14 protein-coding genes are annotated in these 19392 nt (G+C 67.3%); 3 read left to right on the top strand and 11 right to left on the bottom strand.

The window, feature by feature from the left end:
* Positions 1-67 precede the first annotated feature (67 nt).
* The 3 genes from EDD41_RS10025 to EDD41_RS10035 form a co-directional block, all read right to left on the bottom strand.
* On the bottom strand, positions 68-1477 hold the full coding sequence (locus EDD41_RS10025; protein WP_123575799.1) for an FtsX-like permease family protein: 1410 nt from the start codon (positions 1475-1477) through the stop codon (positions 68-70).
* The gene (locus EDD41_RS10030) at positions 1477-2256 is read right to left on the bottom strand and encodes an ABC transporter ATP-binding protein (RefSeq protein ID WP_123577005.1); all 780 of its coding nucleotides are present in this window, start codon (positions 2254-2256) and stop codon (positions 1477-1479) included. Before EDD41_RS10030 ends, EDD41_RS10025 begins: the two co-directional genes overlap by 1 nt.
* Before the next feature lie 149 nt (positions 2257-2405).
* Positions 2406-3086 (bottom strand): response regulator, encoded by a 681-nt coding sequence (locus EDD41_RS10035; RefSeq protein WP_094764267.1) that lies wholly within the window; start codon positions 3084-3086, stop codon positions 2406-2408.
* A gap of 147 nt (positions 3087-3233) precedes the next feature.
* Between EDD41_RS10035 and EDD41_RS10040 the strand changes: the two genes are divergently transcribed.
* Both EDD41_RS10040 and EDD41_RS10045 read left to right on the top strand, forming a co-directional pair.
* The gene (locus tag EDD41_RS10040) at positions 3234-3431 is read left to right on the top strand and encodes a hypothetical protein (protein ID WP_123575800.1); all 198 of its coding nucleotides are present in this window, start codon (positions 3234-3236) and stop codon (positions 3429-3431) included.
* 110 nt (positions 3432-3541) lie between these two features.
* Complete coding sequence (locus EDD41_RS10045; protein WP_170165319.1) at positions 3542-5269, top strand: sensor histidine kinase; 1728 nt, start codon at positions 3542-3544, stop codon at positions 5267-5269.
* Positions 5270-5402: 133 nt separating this feature from the next.
* On the opposite strand, the gene gyrB is transcribed toward EDD41_RS10045, so the two are convergent.
* The 7 genes from gyrB to EDD41_RS10085 all read right to left on the bottom strand — a co-directional run bounded on the left by gyrB (position 5403) and on the right by EDD41_RS10085 (position 16346).
* Positions 5403-7442, bottom strand: coding sequence for a DNA topoisomerase (ATP-hydrolyzing) subunit B (gyrB, locus tag EDD41_RS10050; RefSeq protein WP_094764269.1), 2040 nt, complete (start codon positions 7440-7442; stop codon positions 5403-5405).
* A gap of 254 nt (positions 7443-7696) precedes the next feature.
* Complete coding sequence (locus tag EDD41_RS10055; RefSeq protein WP_094764270.1) at positions 7697-8284, bottom strand: DciA family protein; 588 nt, start codon at positions 8282-8284, stop codon at positions 7697-7699.
* The gene (recF, locus tag EDD41_RS10060) at positions 8281-9612 is read right to left on the bottom strand and encodes a DNA replication/repair protein RecF (RefSeq protein ID WP_123575802.1); all 1332 of its coding nucleotides are present in this window, start codon (positions 9610-9612) and stop codon (positions 8281-8283) included. Before recF ends, EDD41_RS10055 begins: the two co-directional genes overlap by 4 nt.
* A 450-nt stretch (positions 9613-10062) precedes the next feature.
* On the bottom strand, positions 10063-10989 hold the full coding sequence (gnd, locus tag EDD41_RS10070; protein WP_123575804.1) for a phosphogluconate dehydrogenase (NAD(+)-dependent, decarboxylating): 927 nt from the start codon (positions 10987-10989) through the stop codon (positions 10063-10065).
* 538 nt (positions 10990-11527) lie between these two features.
* Positions 11528-12688, bottom strand: a complete 1161-nt coding sequence (dnaN, locus tag EDD41_RS10075; RefSeq protein WP_123575805.1) for a DNA polymerase III subunit beta — start codon at positions 12686-12688, stop codon at positions 11528-11530.
* Positions 12689-12859: 171 nt separating this feature from the next.
* A complete protein-coding gene (locus EDD41_RS10080; protein ID WP_170165320.1) occupies positions 12860-15421 on the bottom strand; it encodes an ABC transporter permease in 2562 nt (853 codons plus the stop codon).
* A gap of 1 nt (position 15422) precedes the next feature.
* The gene (locus EDD41_RS10085; RefSeq protein ID WP_123575807.1) at positions 15423-16346 is read right to left on the bottom strand and encodes an ABC transporter ATP-binding protein; all 924 of its coding nucleotides are present in this window, start codon (positions 16344-16346) and stop codon (positions 15423-15425) included.
* Between the two features lie 501 nt (positions 16347-16847).
* Between EDD41_RS10085 and EDD41_RS10090 the strand changes: the two genes are divergently transcribed.
* Positions 16848-17486 (top strand): TetR/AcrR family transcriptional regulator, encoded by a 639-nt coding sequence (locus tag EDD41_RS10090; RefSeq protein ID WP_123575808.1) that lies wholly within the window; start codon positions 16848-16850, stop codon positions 17484-17486.
* 43 nt (positions 17487-17529) lie between these two features.
* Here the strand turns inward: EDD41_RS10090 and dnaA are convergent, their stop codons facing one another.
* Positions 17530-18996 (bottom strand): chromosomal replication initiator protein DnaA, encoded by a 1467-nt coding sequence (gene dnaA / locus EDD41_RS10095; protein WP_123575809.1) that lies wholly within the window; start codon positions 18994-18996, stop codon positions 17530-17532.
* Positions 18997-19392: the final 396 nt, after the last annotated feature.

A 19392-nucleotide genomic window follows, 5' to 3' on the forward strand; every position in this document is an offset into this window, starting at 1 on the left:
CCGCGCCAGCCGCAGTGCGACGACAAGGCAGTCGCCACGGTGAAAGAGGATTCAGCGACGCATGGCATCAGTCGGCGATCAGCCGGGCCACGACCTGGGGCTCACTGCGTCGCAGCGCGCCCAGGGTGGGCAGCACCGTGCCGACGATGTCGACCAGCAGGCAGACCCCGATCGCGGCCACTGCGACGAACCAGTTGTGCGGGAATGCGGTGACCATTCCGGCTGCATGGAGCCCGGCGGCAAGGAACCCCATGCTGGCGACCACCATCGTCAGACCCATCAGCGAGCCGGTGACGGTGATGATGACCGCTTCCAGCAGGGGCAGCAAGACCCGCTGGCTCGGTGTCGCTCCAACGACGCCCACCAGCGCCAGTTCCGCGTCACGCTGCCGCGACATCATGACCAGTGAACCCACGGCACCGCACAGTGCGATGAACAGGGGAAGACCCAGCCACATGAAGCTGGTGGCCATGCCGATGGCGGAAAGCTGGATGTCGAAGCCGTTCGCCGTGAGGCTGGACTGGAGGATGTCGCCAGAGGCCAGGCCACCGATCAGCAGGCCCACGGTCAGCATGACGGGCACGACGGTCTTCGAGAGCCTGGCCCCGCGCACGCTGCAGTTCCTGCGCGCCAAGTACCAGACGGCGTTCTTCGACGGGACCAGGGCCGTCCAGGCGTGGGTGAGCGGGCCCACGAGGATGGGGGCCAGTGCAGCGAGCAGGACGCCCACGAGAAGAAGCATGGCAGAGCTCAACTGGAAGAAGTTGCTCACGGTCTCCTTGCCGCTCATCCGGGCGATGGAACCGATGGCCCCCCACTCACCGGTGAGGACGAGCACGCACAGCGCGACCAGCAGCCACCGCCCCACGCCCATACGGCGCTCCCCGTCGGCCTGCGACTGGCGCAGCGCCTCGACCGGGTCGATGCGGCTGGCGCGGCGGGCCTGGCGGAGCCCGCCCACCAGAGCGGCGAGGATGGCCAACCCACCAGCGGCGAGGATCACCAAGGGGTCCGGATCGAACTTCGGGATCGGCAACCAGACCTGGTCGCTGCGCTCGTAGGCCATGAAGCGCAGCGTCGCCGGGAGGGCTGCCACGGCGAGCGCGGCGCCCACGAGGCACGAGAACACGCTCACCAGCGCGAGCTGGGAACCGACGCTGACCACCACCTGTGCGGGGGTGGCCCCCGCTAGGGCCAGCCGAGCGAGCGCCCCTCGGCGGGAATCCACCACCAAGGAGGTCGACGCGTCGATCACCATCATCCCGACCACAAGGCCGAAGACGAGGTTCATCGCGGGGTTCCAGATGTAGGCCGCCGAGTTGATGATCGGCAGCTTCTCGTCGATGACGCAACGGATGCCCGCCTTGAGCGCCAGCGACGACAGGATCAGCACGAAGTTGGCACCGATGAAACCGATGCTGACGCCGAGCCAGGCCGTCCAGCTGGAGCGGATCTCCGCCCAGTGCACCTTGCACATCAGCGCTCACCCCGACGGGACGTGATCCCGGCCAGCGCGCGGGCCACCTGCTCGGTGGAGGTGGGACGCAGCTCGTCGACCAGCAGGCCGTCGCGCATGAACAGGATCCTGTCGCAGCTGGCGGCCACCGTCGGGTCGTGGGTGACGACCACGACGCAGGCGTCGTCGCGGTGGGCGAGCCGGCCGAGGTGGCCCAGCACGAGCTCGCTGCTGCGGGAGTCGAGGGCGCCGGTGGGCTCGTCGGCGAAGATGGTGCTCGGCTGCTGGGCCAGCACCCGGGCCAGAGCGACGCGCTGCTGCTCGCCACCGGACATCGACGGGGGCCGGGCATCGCGACGGTGGGCGAGCCCCACGCTCTCGAGCACGCCCTCGACCACCGCCACGTCGGCCTTCTCGTGCCGCAGCAGGTGAGGCAGGCAGACGTTCTCGAAGGCGGTCAGCGTCGGCACCAGGTTGTAGGCCTGGAAGACGAATCCCACCTCGCCGCGCCGCATGCGGGCTAGGTCGGCACGCGAGCACTCGGCCAGGTTGCGGCCGTTGACGACCACCTCACCGGCGTCCGGACGCTCCAGCCCGGCGAGGCAGTAAAGGAGGGTGGACTTGCCGGAGCCGGAGGCGCCCATGACGGCCACCATTTCTCCGGGACGTGCTTCGAGGGACACCCCGTGCAGCACCGGCACCTGGGTACCGCCGGTGGTGAAGGTCTTCGTGATGTCTCGGGCAGCCACCGCGGGCTGGCCGGTCAGGGTGGGAGCAGGCTGCTCCGGCGTCGCGGTCATCGGGTCTCCTTCGCCGGCGCGCCGGGGACCGGTGTCCCCGACCAGCGGGCCGGTCATGACCCAGCACAGACGACCGGGTCACCGCGGCGCCACCACGGGCGACGCATCATGACCGAAAGTTTGGATCTCGTGCCGCTTGGTTGCCCGCGTCAGGCATCGAGGGGGACGCTTTCGAGGTCGACCAGGCCCAGCTGCAGCGCCTTGACCAGGATGCTGGTACGCGAGCGGACCCCCAGCTTGCGGCCGATGGCGAGCAGCGTCTGCTTGACCGAGCTGTCGGAGACGTACATGGCGGCCCCGATCTCCTGGTTGCTCATGCCGCGCGCCAGCAGTCCCAAGACCTCCAGCTCGCGGGACTTCAACTGAACGGCGGCCTCCTTCGGTGCCGGGCGGGCAGCGTGACGATCGACCATGGCCGCCACCATGTCCTTGCGCACCGAGGGCGACAGGGGCATGTCACCGGCCATCGCCTGATGTAGGCCGGAGACCAGGCCGGGACCACCGACGTCCTTGAGGAGGTAACCGGCAGCCCCCGCGGAGAGCGCCGCCAGCACCTGGTCGAGCGGGTCGAAGGAGGTCATGATCACGATGCAGGCACCCGGGTGCTGGGCGATGATCTCGCGGGTCGCCGCCACCCCGTCCATCACCGGCATCTGCAGGTCCATCAGCAGCACGTCCGGCTGGTGGCGGTCGTAGAGGTCGACGCCCTCGCTGCCGTCACGGCCCTCGGCGCAGACCTCGAACTCTTCCTGGGCGGCGAAGAAGCGGCGATAGGTGGACCTCACGAGGACGTCGTCGTCGACGATGAGCAGCGAGTGGGATGCCTTCACTCTGTAGACGGTAACAGTCGTTCGGAATCATCGAAATACCCGAAAGTGAACCTTGATTGACCAAACGCTGGGTTACCCAGCGCTTCGAGGGCAGAAATGATGGCAGTGGCCGCAGGCCTTCCACCCCTACCCACAAGAGTCCCCGTCATGAAGCACCTCGCCGTCTCCCTCGCCACCGTCGCCACCCTCGCCCTGTCGATGGGCGTCTCGACCCCCGCCCACGCCGCCCCTGCCACCAATCCCGGTCACGCGGCGACCAGCCAGTTGCTCGACAGCGAGACCACGACGTCGAGCGCCTCGGCATCCATCTGGCGCCCCTGCACGCTGATCAAGCGTTGCCGCTGATCCCACCCCCGCACGCTGGACCGGTCCGGCGACCCCCGCCTGATAGCTTCGCGATGAAGGCACCCCGGAGGGCAGAGATGACGCAGGCGGCCAATGGCTACCGAACGGCAGTGACCCGTACGCTCCGACCCATCGTGATGGCGTCGGTCCTCGCCGACGAACTGAGCCATGAGCTCTACCTCTCCATGGACCATTCCTCGTCGAGCCTGTCAGCCTTCGAGCTGGCGCAGGCCTGGACGATGTTGCTGCTCATTGCCGCCGTCATGTGGCAGCGCCGCCGCATGGTCATGGTGACCGGGGCGATCTCCCTCGTCCTGGCACTCACCCGCGGCACCGCCAACGGACTGGAGATCGTCCTGATCCCCGCTGCCTCACTGGTGGCCCAGCTCACCATGTCCTGGCGGGGCCGCGCTCTGGTGCATGCCGCCCTGCAGCTGGTGACGCTGGGCTGTGTGGTCCATGCGCCAGGGGGGCAGAACCTGGAGATGTGGGTCGTCTTCACCCTCATCCAGCTGGGCTCCACCCTTCTGGCCTGGACCGGCGACTGGATCCTCACCCGGCGCGAACGACTGCTCAACGAGGCCGCGGCCTACCGCGAGGAGTCGAGTGCGCTGAGGTCGCGGGAGATGTCGCGCCTGGCCGACGAGATGGAGCAGACGATCACCGGGGGGCTGACCCGCATCCGGGCCATCTCCTCCAGCCGGCCCACGGACGCCGAGCTGGCGGCAGCCCTGGACGAGGTGGCCGCCGAGAACCGCGCAGTGGTCTCCGACCTCCGCACCCTGGTGCACGGTCTTCGCACCTCCGCGCAACGCGAGAGTCCTACCGCACCCACGGGACACCCCTGCGCGACCCGGTGGTTTCGTTCGGCTGCGGTGGTCCTCCTGCTCGGCGTGTTCGTCACGCTGGTGGCCATGCCCGCCTCCATCGGGCAGCTGGCGGTGTGCTGGCCGTTGACGGTGGTCCTGGTGATGGTGCTGTGGCCTCGGTTGGCACCAGCACTCGTCCTGCTGGTCGGCACCAGTACCGCCCGGGTTGTGGTGCGCGACCATGTCGCCGTCGCGGAGCTCGTGGCGCTGTTCGACGACTGCCTGGTCGCCGGCCTGGTCACCTTCGGTCTCCGGGAGCTGGTGCTGGGCCGTCGACGGGCGGCCGAGAGCCTCGTCGAGGCCCACCGGACACGCATGGAGGACGCAGCCGGCGACCGCGCCGCGGTGGCGCGTGAGGTGCACGACGTGGTGGGCCACCAGTTGTCCGTCACGTCCATGCAGTTGATGGAGGCCTCCCTCAGCGATGATCCGCGGACTCGCCGTGAGACCTTGGAGGGGATCCGACAGGTGGCCGACGCGGCGGAACGCGACCTCGCCGTCCTGCTCGCCTCGTTGCGGGAGCACGACGCGTCCGCGAGCCCCGGTGGGCCGCTGGTGAGGCCGAGCACGGCCGTGGACCAAAACGTCGCCGCGCTCCTGCGCGCCGGCCACGAGGTCGACATGGAGACGACCCCCGGGATCGACCACCTGCCGGACCCCGTCCAACGCACCATCACCCGCATCCTGCAGGAGGCCACCACCAACATCCTGCGCCATGCCGAGCCTGGCTCCACCTGCCGTGTGGAGGTGCGCACTGACGACCTCGGCAGCACACAGCTCCTCGTCTCCAACCAGCCCCGGGTGCACCCACTGGCCCATCCGCACTCCCACGGATGGGGCCTGCGCGGCATCAACGAACGGATGGAACTGCTCGGGGCCGAATTCCACGCCGGCCTGCGTCACGGACGCTGGGTCGTCGACGCACACTTCCCACCCCCGCACCGCGAGGGGGAGGCGACAGCTGCCTGAGCCCCGGCACCGTACCCGGCGGCCGTCGACCGTGGGGTTCGCGGCCGGTCACCGCGGCGAGGCGTCAACCCCTGGGCGTGACGAGGCCCCCGGGCATGGTGCCCGGGGGCCTCGTCGGTGCTGCGGTGCTCGCTCAGATGTCGAGGAAGCGGACGTCCTTGGCATTGCGCTGGATGAAGCTGCGGCGCTGTTCGACGTCCTCGCCCATCAGGATCGAGAACATCTGGTCGGCCATTGCGGCATCGGCCAGCGTCACCTGCAGCAGGATGCGGCCGTCGGGATCCATGGTGGTGTCCCACAGGTCCTGCGCGTCCATCTCGCCCAGACCCTTGTAGCGCTGGATCGGGTTGATCGTCGGCAGCTTCTTGCCCGACTTGATGCCCTCGTCACGCAGGGCGTCGCGCTCGGCGTCGTTGTAGGCCAGCTCGTGCGGTGCATTGGTCCAGCGCAGACGGAAGAGCGGCGGCTGCGCCAGGTAGACCTTGCCCTGCTCGATCAGCTTCGGCATGAAGCGGAAGAGCAGCGTGAGCAGCAGGGTGCGGATGTGGGCGCCGTCGACGTCGGCGTCGGCCATCAGCACGATCTTGTGGTAGCGCAGCTTGTCGATGTCGAAGTCCTCGTGGACGCCCGTTCCCAGGGCGTTGATGATGGCCTCGACCTCCTTGTTCTGCAGGATGCGGTCCAGGCGGGCCTTCTCGACGTTCAGGATCTTGCCTCTAATGGGCAGGATGGCCTGGGTGCGCGGGTCACGACCGCCCTTGGCGGAACCGCCGGCGGAGTCACCCTCGACGATGAAGACCTCGCACTCCTCCGGCTTGTTGCTGGAGCAGTCGGCCAGCTTGCCGGGGAGGCCGCCGCCACCCAGCAGGCCCTTGCGGTTGCGGGCCATGTCGCGCGCCTTGCGGGCCGCGATGCGGGCCTGCGCGGCAGCCTGGCTCTTGCGGACGATGTCCTTGCCCTCAGCGGGATTGCGCTCGAACCAGTCGCCCAGCTTGTCGTTGACGACGCGCTGCACGAAGCTGCGGGCTTCGGTATTGCCCAGCTTGGTCTTGGTCTGTCCCTCGAACTGCGGTTCGGACAGCATGATGGAGATGATGGCGGTCAGGCCCTCACGGATGTCGTCGCCGGAGACGCGGTCCTCACGCTTCTTGATCATGCCCCAGGCCTCGCCCCACTTGTTGACCGTATTGGTCAGCGCGGCGCGGAAGCCCTCTTCGTGGGTGCCACCCTCGATGGTGTTGATGGTGTTGGCGAAGGTGTGGACGCTGGAGGTGTAGGAGGTGTTCCACTGCAGCGCCACCTCCACGCCCATCCCGGCCTCGGGCAGGTGTGCCTCGACATTGATCACGCTGGGGTGGATCGGCTCGCGGGTGCCGTTGATGTACTTGACGTAGTCAACCAAGCCGTCGTCGTACCGGAAGCTGTCGGTGTGCTGCTTGCCCTCGTCGTCGACGCGGTCGGGACGCTCGTCGGTGATGGTGATCTCGAGGCCCTTGTTCAGGAAGGCCATCTCCCGGAAGCGAGTGGCCAGGGTCTCGTAGGAGTAGTTGGTGGTCTCGAAGATGTCCTTGCTGGCGTAGAAGGTGACCTTCGTGCCGGTCTCCTCCGTCTCTTCGCAGCGACGCAGGTCAAAGTCCGGGTCACCCAGGCTGAAGGTCTGCTCCCAGCGGTAGCCGTCACGCCAGACCTCGACGGTGAACTTCTCGCTGAGCGCGTTCACCACCGACGAGCCGACGCCGTGCAGACCGCCGGAGACCTTGTAGCCCCCGTCCCCGAACTTGCCACCCGCGTGCAGCACGGTCAGGGCCACGGTCACGGCGGGCAGGCCGTGCGTCGGGTGCATCTTGACCGGGAAACCGCGGCCGTGGTCGGCCACCGAGATGCCGCCCTCGGGCAGGATCGAGACCTCGATCTTGTCGCCGTAACCGGCCAGCGCCTCGTCGACGGAGTTGTCCACGATCTCGTAGACCAGGTGGTGCAGGCCACGCTCACCGGTGGAACCGATGTACATGCCGGGACGCTTGCGGACGGCCTCGAGGCCCTCGAGCACCTGGATCTGGCCGGCGTCGTAGCTGCCGGCGGCCACCGAGGTGTCGCCCGCGTCGATCAGACCTTCGAGCCGTCCTGCCTCGTTGTCGTCGACGACCGTCTCGCTGCTGGTGGCTTCACTCACCTGGGGTGCTCCTTGGTTCGCATGGGCGTCGTCCTGAGGCAGGCCGTTCGGGCTCGGACGGGACGACGGTTCTCCAACGTCGAAATTCTACCGCACAAGACCGGTGGAACCCTCATTTGGGAGGGCGGCGTGCGACGATCAATGCCCCTGACCGGCTCGGGAGACCACATTGCAGCCCCTCGCAGAGGCTCTGCCTAGGCCCCCAGCGGCCCCGGGGCCCGCAGGCGCCCCTGTGGCACCGCCACGGGTTCACCTCAGCCGTAGGTGTCGCGGGGGCCACGGCCATCGCGCACGCTACGGGAACCGTGCTTCCAGCTGGGCGCTGTGGGTCCCAGGACGTTGATCCGGGTGACGGTGCCCTGGCCCAGCTGGCGGTTGAGCTGCGCGACCAGGCTGGGGGCGAGCATCCGCAGCTGGGTGGCCCAGACCGTCGCGTCGCAGCGCACGGTGAGCACGGTGTCCTTGTAGGCCTCCGGGTGGGAGTGGGCCCCATTGGCCGGACCCACCAAGGAGTCCCAGCGGTCCAACAGGTGGCGCAGGTTCACCTCACGCTGCCACCCCCGCTCCTCGATCACCCGTCCCAGGGCGGCGCCGAGGGGCTGCGGGTCACGGGCGTCGGGGCCGGATCCGGACCGGGCATTGCGGTCCGTCCACGGGCGCCGCTTTGCCCGGGGCTTGCGGTTCACGCCCCGCGGGGGTGGCAACGGAGAGGCGGTGCCGCGAGCGATCTGGCTGGCCAGGTCCAGCCCCAGGGGATCGTGGTTGGCCAGCACCTCGCGGTCCTCGGCGCTGGCTGTGGATGGGGAATCGTTCTCCCACGCGGGATCGAAGGAGTCGGTCATCCGTCCTCCCCAGATGCGGTGGCGTCATCCACCGCTTCGTCCACAGACTTGTCCACAGGCTGTGGAGTGAGCTGGTTCACAGGACCTTCTCCCTGGCCAGGCTGGGGATCCGCAGGTCCTGGGGCGTCATCCACAAGCGCGTCCAGGGGCTCTCCGTCCACGCCCGCGAGGACCACGGTCCCGGAGCGCACCCGATAGCGGCGTCCCGTGGGCCGGCCCTGGTCGTCCAGGATCAGCAGCTCCGGCACGTCGGTGGCGACGGCGGCCGTCACCAGCACCTGCTCGGCGTCACGCACATGCTCGGCCAGCCGCAGGCGACGGGTGGAGTCCAGCTCCGCGAAGACGTCGTCGAGCACCAGCACCGGCTCGATACCGTCGGCACGAAGCAGCTGGAAGGAGCCCAGCCGCAATGCCAGCGCCAGACTCCAGCACTCGCCGTGGCTGGCATAGCCCTTGGCGGGCAGCTCTCCGATGTAGAGGGTCAGGTCATCGCGGTGCGGACCCACCAGGCTCACGCCACGGGCCAGCTCCTCGCGTCGACGCTCCAGCATCGCGTCGCGCAGCCGCCCCTCAAGGAAGACTCGCCCGGACTCCTCGGCGACACCGGGTGTGATGTCCAGGCTGGTCTTGTACTCCGCGCGGGCGATGTTGTTGGTGGGAGCGATGGATTCATAGGCCTCGCGCACGTGCGGCATCAGATCGGTGATGGTGTCCAACCGGGCGTGCAGCAGTTCGCTGCCGATCCGGGCCAGCTGCGCGTCCCACACGTCGAGGGTGGCCAGAGCGTACTCGTCGGGACGCCCGCCGGGCCTGGCCAGGGACTTCAGCAGGGTGTTGCGCTGCTTGAGGGCCTTCTCGTAGTCGGCTTTCACGCCGGCCATCCGCGGCCAGCGGGTGATGACGATCTGGTCCAGGAAGCGACGCCGGTCGCTGGGGTCGCCCTTGACGATGGCCAGGTCCTCAGGGGAGAAGACGACGGTGCGCAGCACACCGCAGATCTCCCGGGCGCGCGGCAGGGCATTGCGGTTGATCCGGGCCCGGTTGGCCTTGCCGGGATTGACCTCGATCTCCAGCAGCAGCTGGCGGACATCATCGCTGGCGGCCTGCACCCGGCCGCGGACGATCGCCTGCGGCTGACCGGCCTTCACCAGCGGCGCCTCAGAGCTCACTCGGTGCGAGCTCATGCTGGACAGGTACTCCACGGCCTCGACGAGGTTGGTCTTTCCCTGCCCGTTCTGCCCGACGAAGATCGTCACGCCCGGCCCCAGTTCCACGTCGGCGGTGGCATAGCAGCGCCAGTCGACGAGGTTCAGGTGGTGGACGAACATGGCCTCCAATCTACTGGCAGCCCGGGCGTCGCCCCGCTCACGCCGCGAGGACCAGCGTCGGATGCCGCATGACCCGGCGGTCGATCGCCCTGACCTGGTCAACCAGGACCCCTGAGAAGACCAAGATCGTTCCACGTGGAACAACCCCGAACGCATACGTGTGGATGGTGACCACCCATGCCGGTGGTCATCATCCACCCGTCTCAGGATCGATTGTTCCGTTGGTTCGCTTCCCCCTGAAACCTCCGCCACAGCCAGTTGCCGACTGATGCGAGCAGCGGAATTACCAGGAAGCAGAGCAGGAAGACCAGCAGCACGTGGAGGAACCACAAGACGTCCCGGTGCTCTCGGTCCAGGCCGCTCGACCACAGGACGACGAGTCCACAGAGGAAACTGGCAACAAGCTGCTCACGCTTGTCAAGCACGTACTTCTTCCCAGTCTCCCGGAACTCAGTGCCCCTTGGGGTTGCCACCCTCGCCCGGCGTCATCGTCTTCTCGGGCTGCGCAGCGACGACGGCATGGCCGCCGAACTCATTGCGCATGGCGGCGATCATCTTCATCGCCGGCTTGTCCTCCTGCTGGCTGACGAAGCGGGCGAACAGGCTGGCGGCGATCGTCGGCACCGGGACACCAAGATCAACAGCAGCATTCACGGTCCAGCGGCCCTCGCCGGAGTCCTCGGCGATGTCGTCGATCTTGTCCAGGTGCGGGTCCTTGTGCAGGGCATCGACGGTGAGGTCCAGCAGCCAGGAACGGATGACCGTGCCTTCCTTCCAGCTCTCGAAGATCTTCGGGACGTCGGTGACCTCCTCGGCCTTCTCCAGCAGCTCCCAGCCCTCGGCGTAGGCCTGCATCAGGGCGTACTCGATGCCGTTGTGCACCATCTTGGCGAAGTGACCGGCGCCATGGGCACCGGCGTGCACGAAGCCGTACTCACTCTCGGGCTTGAGGGCGTCGAAGATGGGCTGGACGGTCGCGACGTCGGCGGCCTCGCCACCGACCATCAGCGCGTAGCCGTACTCCAGGCCCCAGATGCCACCGGAGACGCCGCAGTCCAGGAAGCCGATCCCCTTGGCCCTGAGCTGCTCGGCGTGACGCTTGTCATTGGTCCACTTGGAGTTGCCACCGTCGATGATGATGTCGCCGGGGCTGAGCATCTCGGCCAGCTGGGTGACGGTCTCGTCGACGAACTGGATGGGAAGCATGACCCAGACCACCTTGGGGCCCTCAGTCAGCTGGTTGACCATGTCCTGCAGGTCCTTGGAGTCGCTGATCTCTTGGTTGCGGTCGTAGCCGATTACGGTGTGCCCACCCTTGCGGATGCGCTCACGCATGTTGCCGCCCATCTTGCCCAGGCCGACGAGTCCGATCTGCATGGTTCTACCTTTCCGAAGGTTGCTCGGTGTGTGCACCGTTCGATCATCAGCGTAGGGAAGTTCGGGGTACTGGTGGGGCTCGTGTGCACCTCGGCCGCTCACAGCGTGCTCGAGGAGAGCTTGTCCACAGTCTGTGTCCCTGTGGACAGCCGAAGGGATCTTCCGAACGAGCGAATTCCGCACCCCAGTGCACTTTGAACGTGTCGCCGGCTCCCCATCGCTCGATCGGGAAGATGGGTCACTTGACCAACTGATGCGGGGAGCTGGTCCAGCCAATTCAGGGGGCGCCCACCCGGCCGACGACCATGACCGGACCATGAATGCCATTCGCCAACCGGGTGGGCTCCTTGATTCCCGGACGGAGCCCCCACCCGGGAAGTCCCTGCCACACTCGTCACATGCGATGTGACTTATTTCACACCCTATGCGACGTTGTGGCGCTAGGGAAGGACACGGCCGGACCAAGTTCACCAAGACCCGGACACAGCACTGGGGCACCCCGAGAATCGGGGTGCCCCAGTTGACTCTGGCGCTCTGCTCAGTTGGGCAGACGCATCAGCATGATGACGTGCTTGTAGTCGGGCAGCGGATCGGAGTCCAGGTCCGCCAGGCCCATCACCAGACACGGCTTGCCGGGGGCGGTGAAGGCGAAGTGCACGTAGGGGGTGTCCAGGGCCGCCAGCGCATCCTGCAGGTAGTGCGGGTTGAAGCCGGCTGCCGTGATCGGGCTCTCGCCGCCGGCGTGGTTCTCCACGACGGCCTCGATCGCCTCCGAAGCCTGTGCCTGGTCGCCGGTGGCGGCCTCGAGGGCCACCTGCCCGTCGCCGATGATCATCCGCAGCGGGGTGTTGCGCTCCGCCACCAGGGCGACGCGCTTCACGGAGCTGATCAGCTCGGCGGTGTTGACGCGCACGGACAGGGCGGCCTGCACATTCATCAGGTGGCGCACCTTGGGGAACTCGCCGTCGAGCAGGCGGGTGGTGATCTGGCGGGTGCCGCCGGAGCCCTCACCCTCGAAGCCGATCAGGCCGTCGCCGGCCGAGGCATTGGACAGGCTCATGGTGATGTTGTCGCCGGCGCCCATGCTCTTCGCGGTCTCGCTGAGGACCTTGGCCGGGACCAGCGCTGCACCGGAGGCCTGCGAGTCCGCCGGGCGCCAGGTGAGTTCCTTGAGCGCCATCCGGTAACGGTCGGTGGCCAGCAGGGAGAGAGTCTCGCCCTCGATCTCCACCCGCACACCGGTGAAGACGGGCAGCAGCTCGTCGCGTCCGGCGGCAACCACCACTTGGCCGACGGCCTTGGCGAAGTCGTCGCTGACCACGGTGCCGGTGGCTGCGGGCATCTCCGGCAGGTTCGGATAGTCCGCGACGGGCAGCGTCTGCAGGGTGAAACGGGCCGATCCGCAGACCAGCTCCATCCGGGACTCGTCGCTGGTGAGTTCGACGGGCTTGCCGGGCAGGCTGCGGGCGATGTCGGCCAGCAGGCGGCCGGAGACGAGTGCCTCGCCGGGCTCGACGACCTCGGCGGAAACATTGATCTGGGCGGAGGTCTCGTAGTCGAAGGAGGACATGGTGACGCCCTCGGGCGTCGCCTTGACCAGCAGGCCGGCCAGGATCGGGACGCTCGGGCGGCTGGGCAGGCTACGGGCGGCCCAGGCAACTGCCTCGGCCATCACATCGCGTTCCAGGCGGATCTTCACTGACGTCCCCTTCGTAGGTCCAAATGCCTGCAAACCCCGTGCTGGCTGGCCGGTTTGTCCGGCCGACGGTGTCTGCAGTGCGGCGCTGGCATCATATCCGAGCTCGGACCTCGACGCGACGGCCCGCGGCAACCCTCCAGCCCAGCCTGAGGGTGCCACGGGCCGTCGGGATCACTCCTGGGCAATGGCATCCAGCACATTCAGCCGGGCGGCCCGCCTGGCCGGCCACACCGCTGCCAGCACGCCCACCAAGGCGGCCACAGCCAGGAAGACCAGCAACCTGGCCCACGGGATGGTCAGCGAGGACAGGCCGCTGTCGGCCAGCACGTGCTGCAAGGCCGCACCGAAGACGACGCCCAGGGTGATGCCCAGCACCGAGCCGAGCAGTGCGATCACCACCGATTCCAGCGTGATCATGGTGCGCAACTGCCCCCGGGTGAGGGCAATGGCGCGCAGCAGCCCGATCTCCCTGGTGCGCTCCACCACTGACAGGCCCAAGGTGTTGACGATTCCCAGGATGGAGATCACCACGGCCAGGCCCAGCAGTGCGTAGATCACGTTCAGCAGCTGGTTGACCTGGCTGGAGCGGTTCTCGATCAGCTCCGCGGAATCCATCACCCGCACCATCGGCAGTTCCTCGGTGATCCGGTCCAGCTCGGTGTGGACTCTCGTGAGGTCCGCTCCCGGCGCGAGGTCGACGGTCAGCATCTGGTCCTGGTTCGGCGGGACGAACTGGGCCCCGGTCTGCTGGTTGACCACCAGGTTGCCCATCCCACCGCCCTCGGCATTGGTGAACAGGCCCACCACCTTCAGCGGGACCGGCTTGCGGTTCCCTCCGACGACGGTGACCACGTCGCCCACCTTCTTGCCCCACTCGTCGGCGGCATCCTTGTTCAGCAGCGTCTCATTGCTGCCCGTGGCCTGGCGTCCGTCCACCAGCTCCTGCGCCAGCATCCGGTCGAAGCTCTCCGGATCCTGCACCGCGATCCAGGTGCGCTGCCCATCGCGCATCGCCATCCCGCCGCGCAGGACGTTGACCTTCTCGACCCCGTCGACCTGTTGCGCCTTCTCCGCAATGGTGTGCGGGAAGTTCCCGAAGGTGGCGGACTCGACGAGCAGATCGCCCCGTAGTCCCTCGCTGATCTGGGTGCGCAGTGAGCCCGACGCGGAGGCTCCGAGCACGGACAGCGCACTGACCAGGGCCAGCGAGAGCATCAGGGCCGATGCGGTGGCGGCGGTGCGGCGGGGCTGGCGCACGGCATTGAGTTCGGCCAGCTTGCCGACCTCGCCGAAGACCGCCCGGTACAACCGGCCCAGGATCCAGGTGACCGGGCGGCCCATCCAGGGGCTGGCCGCGGCCACGCCCAGCAGGACGGCCACGGCACCCAGACCAGTGGCCAGGGCCCGCTTCTCGTCCAACCACCACAGGCCCGCAGCCATGGCCAGGGCACCCGCGAGCACCAAGAACAGGCCGATCCAGATCCGCCGGCCCAGCCCCTTGTCCTTGCTGCCGTTCACCCCGGTCATGGCGACCACGGGTGGTACCCGCCCCGCGGTGCGGGCCGGCATCCAGGCCGCGGCCATCGTGACCAGGATGCCGATGGCATAGGAGGCCAGCACGGCATCCCAGCCGGGGCGCGGCATCTCGCGACCGAAGTCCATGCCCATCTGCGTGAACAGGGCGATGATGCCCAGCGCCAGCAGCCAGCCGACGAACAGGCCCACCGTCGCGCCGATCAGACCGATCACCAGCGCCTCGAAGAGCACCGTGTTGCGCACCTGGCCACGGCTGGCACCCATCGCCCGGAAGAGCGCCAGCTCCTTGCTGCGTTGCGCCACCAGGATCGCGAAGGTGTTGACGATCAGGAAGCTCGCCACCACCAGGGCGATCGCGGCGAAGACCAGCAGGAAGGTGTCGATGAAGTTGAGCATCTCGCCCACCGCATTGGCAGTGGCGTCGGCCGCCTTCTCCCCATCGACGGCCTCGTAGCCCTGCGGAACCAGCTTGTTGATCTCTGCGCTCCTGGCCACCGGGTCCTGGCCCGGTTCGAGGCTCACCCAGCCGGTCTGGTAGACGTCCTTGCCGCCCAGGAAGAGCTTTTGCGCCTCGCTGGTGGAGTAGAAGGAGTACATCGCACCGGCCGTGCCTCCGCTGCCCCAGGAGGCCGTGCCCACCACCTTCTTGCTGAACTTCCCGGTGGAGGCACCGACGAAGTTCATGGTCTCGCCCAGCTGGTGACCGGAACGCTCGAGGGTCTTCGGATCCACCACCACCTCATCGGCGGCGCGCGGCTCATGGCCGGAGAGCAGCGTGATGCCGGCCTTATTGCCCAGCGCCGGCGCCGTCACCCAGTTGGACGCAATGGCGGGGGCGCCACCGACGGCCAGCACCTTGCCCTTGGTGTCCAGGGGGAAGACCTCGGTCATGGAGATGGTGCCCTCGGCGTGCTGCACGCCCGGCACGGCGCGGATCTTCGCCAGCTCCTTGGGGGTCAGCGGCATGGCCGTCGAGGACATCTGCTGCATGTTCATGGACTGAGGGTCATAGGTGCCCTTCACCACGACGTTCACGTCGGCGACGGTTCCGCGCATGATGTCGTCGAAGGTGGACTTCAGCATGCCGGTGAAGATCAGGGTTCCCGCCACGAAGGCGACGCCAAGGACGATGGCAAGGGCGCTCATCACCAGACGCAGCTTGCGCGCCAGCAGGGATTTCAGGGCCGCCTTGTACATCTCATCCCTCCGAGACGTGGCGTGGACGTGCCGGTGCGTCCTCGGAGGAGAAGTCGTCCGCCGAGTCATCGATGATCCCGCGCATCGGAGCGGTCCGCTCCGTCGGATGCTCGACGTCATCGGCATTGCGTCGGGCCGCAGCCTGGTCCGCGGCCACGTCCTCGTCGAGGAAGCGAGGGTCCAGACGCGCCATCTGCGCCAGGACCGACTCCCGCGTCGGATCCGCCACGTCGCCGACGATCCGCCCGTCGGCAAGGAAGAGGGCGCGGTCGGCATAGCTTGCGGCCACCGGGTCATGGGTGACCATCACGATGGTCTGCCCGAACTCGTCGACGCTGTGCCGCAGGAAGGCGAGGACCTCGGCGGAGGAGCGTGAGTCCAGGTTTCCGGTGGGCTCGTCGGCGAAGACGATTTCCGGCTGGCCGATCAGTGCCCGGGCGCACGCGACGCGCTGCTGCTGACCACCGGACAGCTCCGAGGGCTTGTGCTTGAGCCTGGACTCGAGCCCGACGGTCGCGATGATCCGTGCGTACCAGTCGGCATCCGGCTGACGTCCGGCGATGGCCAGCGGGAGGAGGATGTTCTCCTCCGCGGTGAGGGTCGGCACCAGGTTGAAGGCCTGGAAGATGAAGCCAATCCGGTCCCGACGCAGCTGTGTGAGTTCCTTGTCCTTGAGATGTCCGATCTGGGTGTCGCCAACCGTCACCTCACCGGAGGTGGGGACGTCGAGACCGGCTGCGCAGTGCATCAGCGTGGACTTGCCGGAGCCAGAAGGGCCCATCACGGCGGTGAACTCTCCCCGACGGAAGTCCACATCGACGCCGTCGAGGGCGATCACCGTGGCATCTCCCTGGCCATAGTGCTTGGTCAGGCCACGAACCGTGGCGGCCTGGGTGACGTGTTCTGGTGAGGCTGGGCTAGGCATGGCTTCTTCTCTCCTGTCTTGGTGACCACAGCCTATTGAGACAACCGTCGTGCTCCGGACATGCTCAGGGACCATTGGGGGTTGTGAAGGGCTCCTTCTCCGGCTGTTCACCGGGGCTTTGCCCGCAGGTTGTGCACAGTTGTGGGCCGGCTGACTTTGAAGACCTTGGAGACATGTATCAGTTCATCGTCGTCATCACTTCTGTGGAATCTGTGGATAACCCTCGTTTGGGCTTGTCATCCTGACTTTGGCGGTTCTTGGGGGGTGTGTACGACGTAGGGACGTCCCGTGGATGGGTGTGGAGGACGGCCGGGCCGGTTCGTGGCCGTCCACCGACGCCCCACAACGAAGAGCCGAGTTGTCCACAGTTGTCCACAGGCAACCTGTGGATTGTGCACAACCTTCGTCGCGGGGTGTCGCCGGTGGAAATGGCCCCTGACGACGCCGATACTGGGGTTTGACGGCGCCTGATGCCGCACGGACAGAAGGAGTGCCTGACCAGTGAGCGGAACCGAGCAGCACGAGCCAAGCCCCAAGGGAGACCGACGTCGGGCCCAGATCATCGAGGCCGCCGTCCAGCTCTTCGGCGAGGTGGGTTACCGCGGCACGTCGCTGCGCGACATCGCGGCGAGGGTGGGCATCACCCACCCGGGGCTGCTCTATCACTTCCACTCCAAGGAGGAGCTGCTGCTGGAGGTGCTGGCCCGGCGCGACGAGGACGACCGTGTCCGCTTCCACGCGCATGACGAGGGCATCACTGCGCTGCAGCAGCTGCGGGCACTGGTCAGGATCGTGGAGCACAATGCGTCGCGGCACGGCATCGTCGAGCTGTTCAGCACCCTCTCGGCGGAGGCCACGGATCCCTCACATCCGGCGCACACCTACTTCACCTTGCGCTACGAGATGCTGGCGGACACGAATGCGGTGATGTTCCAGACCCTGGCCGACGAGGGCCTGCTGCGGCCCGGGGTGGATCCGCACAGGGCTTCCTGCAACCTGATCGCCCTGATGGACGGCCTCCAGGTGCAGTGGCTCTACGACGAACGCGGCGTGGACATGGCCGGGGACGTCCTCACCTACCTCGACGCCATCCTGGTCAAGCCCCTGGCAACGCTGGAGGCCGAAGCCGCCCAGGGGTGACGTCGACGGGACCTCGACAAGCTCGGCCAGCGCGGTGCCAGGCCTACTGACCCTGCTGCTTGATCCGGTTGGTCAGCTCGGTCACCTGGTTGAAGACACTGCGACGTTCGCGCAGCAGCTCCCGGATCTTGCGGTCCGCGTGCATCACCGTCGTGTGGTCCTTGCCGCCGAAGAGCTGGCCGATCTTGGGCAGGCTCATGTCCGTGAGTTCACGGCACAGGTACATGGCGATCTGTCGGGCGGTCACCAGCACGTGCGTGCGGGAGGTGCCGGTCAGCTCGTCCAGGGTGATGCCGAAGTAGTCGGCCGTCTCGCTCATGATCAGCTGCGGCGTGACCTCGCTCTCGGTGCCCTCAGGGATGAGGTCCTTGAGGACGATCTGCGCAAGTTCCAGGTCCACGTCCTGACGTTGCAGGCTGGCGAAGGCGGTGACGCGGATCAGCGCACCCTCCAGTTCGCGGATGTTGGTCTGGATCTTCGACGCGATGAACTCCAGCACGTCCGGGCCGGCGGTCAGGTTCTGCGTCGCGGCCATCCGCTTGAGGATGGCGATGCGGGTCTCGAGGTCCGGCGGCTGGATGTCGGTGATCAGGCCCCACTCGAAGCGGCTGCGCAGGCGAGGCTCCAGGGCCTCGAGCAGCTTCGGCGGCCGGTCCGAGGTCATCACGATCTGCTTCTGGGCATTGTGCAGCGTGTTGAAGGTGTGGAAGAACTCCTCCTGCGTCTGGATCTTGGACTCCAGGAACTGGATGTCGTCGATCAGCAGGACGTCGACGTCACGGTAGGTGCGGCGGAACTGGGCCGTGCGATTGTCACTGATGGCATTGATGAAGTCATTGGTCAGCTCCTCGGTGCTGACGTACTTCACCCGGACCCGGTCGTAGTAGTTGTGCACATAGTGGCCGATGGCGTGCAGCAGGTGGGTCTTGCCCAGGCCCGATTCGCCGTAGATCATCAACGGGTTGTAGCTCTTGCCCGGCGCCTCGGCGACGGCGGCCGCCGCGGCGTGCGCGAAGCGGTTGGAGGAACCGATCACGAAGGTCTCGAAGGTGTACTTCGGGTTCAGCCGGTCGACGCCGTCATTGCTCGAGGGCGAGGGCGTGCTCAGAGTGGCCGTGCCGGGGCGTCGGCGTTCGGCATCGGGCTTCGGGATGAACTGTGCCGGCTCCGGGTCGAGTTCCTCGGGGTCCTCGTCCCGGTCCGGGACGCCGAGGCTGAGCTCCAGGTCCGGCTCGACGGTGATGGCCAGCCGCATCTGGCGGTGGAAGAAGTCACTCAGTGCGTCCTCGATCTGGACGCGGAGCCGGGTCTCGATCCGCTCCCGGGTGAATTCATTGGGGACGGCGATCATCACCGTCGACTCGTGCATCGTCAGAGGGCGAGTGTTCTTCAGCCAGGCCTTGTTCGGGCCCTGAGCACGGCCCTGGATGTGCTTCCAGGCCTTGGTGAGCTGGGAGGCGGGATCGTCGGTGGGGGCCCTGTGCTCCGACGTATTGCTCAACTCACGCACCCATCCTTCGCCCCTCGGTCGGGTCCGTGTCCTCGTGGGGTGGCGAGGTGCCCGTCGATTCCCCTTGCGGGAGAAGTGTGTTGAAAACTATCCACATAGTTTTCCACAGGTTGTGGGCGAAGACCCAACTCACGGCGTTCCCCGTCTGCCGCAGCCTGTGGACAACCCTGTGTCCAGAGCAGTGACGATACTTCGACGGCTTTCCGGCGAGCAAGCCGGGGTTCTGGAAAGGTTTGGCACCATCGGCGTGTCGGCTGGACTACATCGGTGTAGTTCATTGCCCCTTGTGGCCAACCTGAGGATCGGTTTGCCCTCGGGGGGCACGAACCCGTATCGTTGACCAGTCGCCGGACGTCGGCGACGCACTTCCCCGTGCCGGAACGGACCCTGCAAGGT

It is taken from the genome of Luteococcus japonicus (genome assembly GCF_003752415.1).
GTDB classification, from domain to species: domain Bacteria; phylum Actinomycetota; class Actinomycetes; order Propionibacteriales; family Propionibacteriaceae; genus Luteococcus; species Luteococcus japonicus.